At 67.8% G+C, this 7,183-nt stretch carries 7 protein-coding genes; 3 read left to right on the top strand and 4 right to left on the bottom strand.

The window, feature by feature from the left end; genetic code table 11:
- The first annotated feature begins 145 nt into the window (after positions 1–145).
- Together ABZ656_RS54920 and ABZ656_RS54915 are read left to right on the top strand one after the other, a co-directional pair.
- A complete protein-coding gene (locus ABZ656_RS54920) occupies positions 146–859 on the top strand; it encodes a hypothetical protein (protein ID WP_180362797.1) in 714 nt (237 codons plus the stop codon).
- A gap of 17 nt (positions 860–876) precedes the next feature.
- Positions 877–1,719, top strand: a complete 843-nt coding sequence (locus ABZ656_RS54915; RefSeq protein ID WP_101408718.1) for a helix-turn-helix domain-containing protein — start codon at positions 877–879, stop codon at positions 1,717–1,719.
- A gap of 113 nt (positions 1,720–1,832) precedes the next feature.
- Here the strand turns inward: ABZ656_RS54915 and istB are convergent, their stop codons facing one another.
- The 4 genes from istB to ABZ656_RS54895 form a co-directional block, all read right to left on the bottom strand.
- Complete coding sequence (istB, locus tag ABZ656_RS54910; protein WP_266635967.1) at positions 1,833–2,606, bottom strand: IS21-like element helper ATPase IstB; 774 nt, start codon at positions 2,604–2,606, stop codon at positions 1,833–1,835.
- On the bottom strand, positions 2,603–4,165 hold the full coding sequence (istA, locus tag ABZ656_RS54905; protein WP_360279817.1) for an IS21 family transposase: 1,563 nt from the start codon (positions 4,163–4,165) through the stop codon (positions 2,603–2,605). The genes istB and istA overlap by 4 nt, the downstream gene beginning before the upstream one ends.
- Positions 4,166–4,327: 162 nt before the next feature.
- The gene (locus ABZ656_RS54900; protein ID WP_101408555.1) at positions 4,328–5,173 is read right to left on the bottom strand and encodes an NAD(P)H-binding protein; all 846 of its coding nucleotides are present in this window, start codon (positions 5,171–5,173) and stop codon (positions 4,328–4,330) included.
- A gap of 48 nt (positions 5,174–5,221) precedes the next feature.
- Positions 5,222–5,935: an SDR family NAD(P)-dependent oxidoreductase gene (locus tag ABZ656_RS54895; protein ID WP_101408556.1), complete on the bottom strand. Its 714-nt coding sequence runs from the start codon at positions 5,933–5,935 to the stop codon at positions 5,222–5,224.
- A 144-nt stretch (positions 5,936–6,079) separates the two neighbouring features.
- Between ABZ656_RS54895 and ABZ656_RS54890 the strand changes: the two genes are divergently transcribed.
- Positions 6,080–6,940 carry a helix-turn-helix domain-containing protein gene (locus ABZ656_RS54890; protein ID WP_101408557.1) on the top strand — a complete coding sequence of 287 codons (861 nt, stop codon included), beginning with the start codon at positions 6,080–6,082 and terminating at the stop codon, positions 6,938–6,940.
- Positions 6,941–7,183: the final 243 nt, after the last annotated feature.

Here is a 7,183-nt window from a genome sequence, read left to right as displayed (position 1 = left end):
CGTCACCGAAGCTATGGATCACGGCGCTCCTCGGCCGATCCCGCAGCCCGCCCAGTTCGAGGTACAGCAGGCTGTACTCCTCGGCCCCCGAGCTGACGGCGAACGGGCCTCCGATATGAGGTCCTTCGCGACGAGGGGAGGGCGTATGGCCATCGACCAGGACGCCGCGGCCGGTGACGGGAGTACGGGGCTCAAGGACAACGTCGTACCGGCCCTGAGCGCCGCCGGCGCCGCGATCGCGCAGCTCGCATCCGGACTCAGTACCGTTTTTCTGGCTGTGCTCGTGCTGCTCGGCGTCGTCCTGCTGATCTCCGCCGTGCGCGACAGCGCCTTTCCGCCGTACTGGAAGTTCATGCCCACGGACGCCACCGCCTCGTCCGTGGGGATCGGCAGCGCGCACACCTGGCCGGACGCCCTCGCCGTCGCCCTGCTCGGCGTGGGTTGGACCGCCATCATGTTCGGGCTCGCCCCCGGCATGGCACGCCCGTTCCAGGGATTCCTGGAGCAGGTCCTCCGCTGCTTCGCGGTTTCCCGTCAAGACGAGGGCGCCACGGAACAGGGCGGCCGACCGGGCGGCGACGAAAGAGGGAAAGTCCATGTCCAGCGACTCGCTCCCGCCGCGCTCGGCGCCCAGCTTCCACTCGGTTGCCAGATCCACACGCTCCTCCCTTCCTGTCACCCCTCCACGACGGGGAAGCCCCCTCATCTGCTGCACGGCCTTCATGTCGCTGTTCCTTCCGTGACCGGCTGTGGTGGACCCGATGCTGGACCCCGCGCGCGACATCGCGGTCGTTCTCCTCTTCCTGGGTCTGGCAGACCCACCCTTGCGGGCCGCACCGACGGCATACTGGCGCCGTGACCGACTCCTCCCACGCCATGAGCGACGATCCCCGGCGAGAACTCGCCGAGTTCCTGCGCACCCGTCGAACACGGCTGCAGCCAAAGGATGTTGGACTGGAGCCCGGCCCGAGGCGGCGTGTCGCCGGGCTGCGGCGCGAGGAGTTGGCCCTGCTGGCGGGGGTGAGTTCGGACTACTACCAGCGCATGGAGCAGGGACGCGACGTCCGGCCCTCCGAACAGGTCCTGGACGCCCTCGCGCACGCCCTGAACTTCTCCGCCGAGGAGACCCGGCATCTGCACAGCCTCGCCGCCGCCGCACGTAATCCGGCCCGCCCGCCGCGTCCGTACGAGCTGGAGGAGGTACCGGACACCACGCTACGACTCCTGCGCGGCATGACCTCGCCCGCTCTGGTCGTCGGGCGTTTCCTGGACGTGCTGGCCTGGAACCCGCTCGGCCGTGCCCTGCTGGGCGAGTTCACCCGACAGCCGCAGAAGGAGCGCAACCTGCTGGCTCTGTTCCTGCACCCGGAGGCCGACCGTGCCTGCCCGAACCGGGCGGCCACCGTCGCCGAACTGATCGGGATGCTGCGAACCCAGGTCGCCGCCGATCCCGGCCACCCGCGCGCCGTCGAGCTGGTGGGTGAACTCGCCGTCCGCAGCGACGAGTTCGCGGCCGTGTGGGCCCTCCACGACGTCGAGGAACCCACCCGCGGCCAGATGCGCCTCAACCATCCTCAGGTCGGCGAACTGAACCTGGACTGGGACGCCTACCCGATACCGGGCAACCCCGGCCCCGTGCTCATGGTCTGCACCGCCGCTGAAGGCAGCTCCGACGCCGAACGACTCCAACAGCTCGCCGCACTGCCGGGCGCCCCTTGATCCACTGGGCGGTGTCAGAGGCCATTGAGATGCCCAGGTGAGTGGCCGTTGGTGTCCAGGCTGATGGCCATGAGAAGCCCAGCCGTGTGGCCAGTGGTGTTCCCGTCTGGAGGTCAGTTCAAGGGGACCACTCCCTTCCCAGCGAGGGCCTCGGCGAGGCGATGAGAGTCGCCCGTGGTGGTCACGAGGTGAGCGTGGTGCATGAGGCGGTCGGTGCTCGCGCCCGCGAGGGTCTTCGGCATGATCGTGTCGAAGCCCGAAGGGTGGATGTTGCTGGTCACCGCGATGGACCGGCGCTCATAGGCGGCATCGATGATCCTGTAGAATGCTTCGGCGGCGTCCTCCCCGACGGGCAGCAGGCCAATGTCATCAATGACGATCAAATCGGCCCGACAGATCCGGGCAACGGTCCGTGCGGTGGACCCGTCGACCTTCGACTTCCCGATCGCGGTGCTGAGCGTCTCCAGGGTGAACCAGGACACTCGCATGTCCTTCTCGATCGCGGCCTGGGCGAGTCCCTCGGTGAAGTGGCTTTTCCCTGTCCCGCTTGGGCCGGCGATCACCAAGTTCTCGGCACGGCCGATCCATTCCAGGGTGGTCAGGGAGTTCTGGGTGGGTTCGGGGATGGTGGAGTCCTCGGCTCGCCAGGAGCCCAGGGTCTTGCCGGTGGGGAAGTTCGCCGAGTGGCGCCGCAGGCGCCGGGTGGCGGCGTCGCGGCCGGTGACCTCCTCGGCTATCAGCAGCCGCAGAACCTCGGCGGGATCCCAGCGTTGAGCGCGGGCGGTGGCCAGAACGTCGGGAGCCGCCTTGCGCATATAGGGCAGGCGCATGCGGCGCATGAGCTTGTCGAGTTCCTCGGGGATCGCGGGCGGGTTGGGAAAGCTCATGGGGGTGCCGTTCTCTGGAGTGACGTGTCGTCAAAATGCGTTGGCGGGTGGCGTATGGGGTCAGCGGCCCAGGGCCTGCCAGCCACTTGTTCCGTTCTGGACGGAGTGGGCCTCGTCCGCGCGGACAACCTCGCCGGCGGGCTTGCTGTCCGCGATGTGTCCCAGGATCGAGAGGAGGTCGTCGTCGGCGAAGCGCCCGGCCGTGGCCGCAAGGCCCAGGGCCTGGTCGACTCTGTCGTTGCCCATGACGGTGGCCAGCTCGACCGCGCGGGCCATCTTGGCGCGGATGCGGACCGCGCCGGCGGGTCCGGCTTCCTTGAGCCAGCGCCCGGCCCGGGGCCGATGCCCACGAACGCGATCTCCGCTTCCGAGCGGGGCCGCAGCCTGGGCTGGTGGATGCTGCGGCCGTCGGGATGGTCGGGGTAGTGCTCGTCGACGATTCTCGGAACACCCGGGGTGGAAAGTTCGTGGCGCCAAATCTCTGAAAGATCACCGGAGTTGGTGCGGGCGGTGATGGACAGTTCCTCGCCGACCACCCGGCACCACACCTTGGCACCGGTATAGCCCGGCGGGGTCGAGTAGCGCACCGAGTTGAAACTGATCGTGCGGTCCGAGCCGACCAGCCTCTCCTCGCCCAGCGCGAGCGCGAGCGGCTCGATGGGCAGGATATGCAGGGTGGTGCGTTCGATGTCGAGGCGGTTCGCGGGTATCTGCCCGGTCGCCCGGTGACGACGGGAGTTCACCGCATCGCACCAGGTCAGGCAGGCAGCGGCGAGCTCGGCGAACGAATCGTAGGCGGGCAACAGGTTCGCGCTGGTGGGCACCAGATCTCCCTTCGCGATACGAACCGTCGCCTCCGCGCCGCCCTTCGATTCGGGGTCGTAGGGCACGCAACTGACCACCTGGCAGCCGTAATGCCGGCCCGCGGCGACCATCTGCGGATGACGTACCGGGATCCCGGCGATGTGCTCGACGGTCACCGTCTTCGCATTGTCGGTCAGCACATACGTCGGTGCTCCGCCGATCCGCCGTAGCGTGGTGTCCAGGCAAGCCACCAGCGTGCCCAACGTGCAGTCCCAGACCGGGATCACGACCCGGAACCGCGACCAGGACAGCCATGCGCAGAACAGCCAGGTTCGCCGACCGCCGATCCGCGGACCCTCGCCCCAGTCGAACTGCAGCCACCGGCCCGGCTCGGGAATCCACGGCCGGTACGTCCGGCGCTTACCCGCCTTCCACGCGGACTTCGCTGCGTTCACCGCCCGCCTCGTCGAGCGTTCGCTGCCCCGGTAGCCCATCTTCACGAGCTTCTCGTGGACCACATCGGCGCGGATCGTCGCCTTCGACTGCTCGACCCACTCCTCGACCTTCTCCAGGAACGCATCGATCATCTTCGGCCGTGGCTCTCGCTCATAGGGATTGCGCCCGCCGTCGCGGGCCTCGACATACCGCTTGACCGTCTTCGGGTCGTGCCCCGTCAAGGTCGCCGCCGACCAGACCGTCCCGGTCAGGTCGTACGCCTCCAGGATTTCCATGATCTCTTTGTCGGACTTCGTCACATGCCCTCGAGGCTTCACAGATTCGCGATCACTTCTGCGTGATCATGAGCACCGTTGTGGGTCTGCCGCGTGGACGCCGGTGTCCACGCGGCAGACCCGCAACCGTTAGAGCAGGGCGTCGCCGCGCATGCCCTTGCACGGTGCTGCACCATCCGTGTGGTGTCAGTTGAAGTCGGCGCGGTGCTCCTCGCACCACTGGCGGAACGTGCGCGGGGCGGTGCCGGTCAGGTTCTGCACGTCGTCGGCGAGGAAGCCGGAGCGTCCGGCGCGGAACAGTTCGTGCAGGTTCTGCAGGCCGCGCGCCTGTCCTTCGGGGGTGCCGCGCTCGATGCTGGTTTGGGCGAACTGCTCCGGGGTGACGGACACGAACTCGATGTCGCGGCCCAGGACGTCGGCGAGGATCTCGACCTGCTCCTTGGCGCTGAGCGCCTCGGGGCCGTTGAGGATGTAGCCGTGGCCTTCGTGGCCGCTCTCGGTCAGGACAGTGGCGGCGACGCGGGCGATATCGTAGGGGTCGATCGGGCAGGTCAGGCCCGGGTCCGTCGGGTCGTAGACCTTGCCCTCACTGGTGATGCTGTCCTTCCACCACTGTGCGTTGGTGGACAGGGTGTTGGGCCGCAGGTAGGTGATCGCGATCCCCGAGTTGCGGAGCACGTCGTCGCGGGTGTTGATCATTTCGCCGATGACCGGCCGGGGATGCACGACGGTACCGATCGAGGACAGCACCACGATCCGGTTCACCCCGCCCGCTTTGGCGGCGTCCACAACTTTCTGCGCCTGGGCGGGCAGCGGGGCGGCCTGCATGAAGAAGACGACGTCCGCCCCCTCGGCCGCCTTGTTGAGAGCTGCGGTGTCATCGAGGTCGCCGATGGCGATCTCGGCCGCGTCCGGCAGCATGCTGGCCTTGTCGGGGTTGCGGATGTAGGCGCGGACGTCGTGTCCGCCGTCGACGAGCTGCTTGACGAGTTCGCTGCCGACGTTGCCGGTGGCTCCGGTGACGAGAATCATGCGTGTAGTTCCTTTGAATTGATGAGGGTTACCGCAGGTGCGTGTCTGCTACCAGGGGAGTTCGCCGTCGCGGTCGGCGTACGTGCCGCTGGGACCGTCGGGGCCGGCGAGGGCGAAGGTGAGGATGGCGTCGGTGCCGTCCTGAATCGAGTGGCCCTGGTCGCCGCTCAAGTCGGTAGCGGTCTGGCCGGGGTCGGCGGCGTTGATGCGGATGTGCGGCAGCAGGCGCGCCATCCGGGCGGTCATCATGTTGATCGCCGCTTTCGATGCCGCGTACGGCACCGTGCCGGCACGCGATTCGATGCGGTCCAGGTCGTGGAAGAGCGCGAACGACCCGAGCCCGCTGCTGACATTTACGATCCGCGGATTGCTGCTCTTCTCCAGTAGCGGCAGACATGCGTGAATGAGGCGCATATAGCCGACGACGTTCGTCATCAGCACCTCGGCCATGCCATCGGCGGTGTAACCCTGCGGCTCACGCCGCGGGCCTCCGATACCGGCGTTGTTGACGAGCACGTCAAGGCGGCCGTGCTCCTGGTAAATGACCGCGACGGCCTGCTGAACCGACTCGTCCGAGGTGACGTCGACCTGCAGAAACTTCGCCTTCGCGCGGTCCGCGGCAGGCCGCCCGCGCTCCGGACTCCTCGCTCCCAGGTAGACGTGGAATCCCTGACCGATAAGACGGCACACCGTCTCCAGGCCGATGCCCTTGTTCGCACCGGTGACCAGCGCAACAGGAATTTCTATTTCCGTACCGCTCATGAAACACCTTTCCGAGACCACCCCCGCCATCCATTAGATATCCATGCTCAGGTGGAAGCGTGCCAGGAGCGTGGCCCTATCTGTGCCAGGCTGAATAGATACTCTCGGAGCTGAATGGATGGGGGCGCGGTCCACAATGGAGGCATGAACGAAACTCCGACGCTGGCCGTCCTGCTGCGTTCCTGGCGCGCGCGGCTGCAGCCCAGTGATGTGGGACTGCCGCCCCCCTTGGGTGCGCGGCGCACCGCGGGGCTGCGCCGTGAGGAAGTCGCCGCTCTCGCGCTGATCTCCCCGGACTACATCAAGCGCATCGAGCAGGGCCGCGCACACCCCAGCGGCCCGGTGCTGCGGGCGCTGGCGGAGGCGCTGCGGCTGTCACCGGCCGAGTACGAGCTGGCCTGCCGTCTGGCTGGGCTGGCCTCCGACCGGCAGGGCTTGGTGCCTCAGCGGATCGGCCCGAGCGTGCAGAGGCTGATCGATCGCCTGGGTGATGCTCCGATCGCCGTGTTCGACGCCGCCTGGACCCATTTGGATCACAACGATCTGTGGCCTGCCCTGACCGGGGTCGACTGGCGGGGGCGGCGTGGACGGACCGCGAACATTGTCTGGATGACCTTCATCGAAGAGGTCGTCTCCGTGCGTCACCCCTACCCCGACGAGCACAAGGCGTCGCTGGTAGGAGACCTGCGGGATGTCGCCGGACGCTATCCAGCCGACCGCGAGCTCAAAGAAATGATCGACGAGCTGCGCAGGAGAAGCGAAGAATTTGCGAGGCTGTGGGCCGGCGGCGCCGTCGGCCACCACAACACCGCGCGCAAAACCATCGACCACCCGCACGTCGGGCCGATCGAGCTCGACTGCGACGTGCTCTCCGCGCACGGCTCGGACGTCCGCATCGTCGTCTTCACCGCCGACCCCGGCAGCGAGGCAGCCAGCAAGCTGCGCCTGCTGTCCGCTCTGGCCGGCGAGAACGTATCGGCACCCGCCGTATCGGAGGGCGCATAACGACGCAAGGCGCCGGCATCGCGCGCCGCCGAGCGCAATAGGTCAGACGGCCACTCACCGGGACTTCCCGTGACCATCAGCCTCGACTCGACTGACCGCGTACCTGGACTTTGGCATGGCCGCTGTCACACTCAGGGTGCCTTTTACTGTGACTGGCGGCTGGCCGCGATCGACGGCACGACATTCGACCTGCCCGACACGAGCGCGAACGTGGAGGCGTTCGGTCGTCCTCCCCGCTCCGGG

Source organism: Streptomyces sp. NPDC007095, assembly GCF_040634475.1.
Lineage (GTDB): Bacteria > Actinomycetota > Actinomycetes > Streptomycetales > Streptomycetaceae > Streptomyces.
The sequence above is the reverse complement of the archived record's forward strand: the minus strand, read 5'-3'. Positions and strand labels throughout refer to the sequence as shown.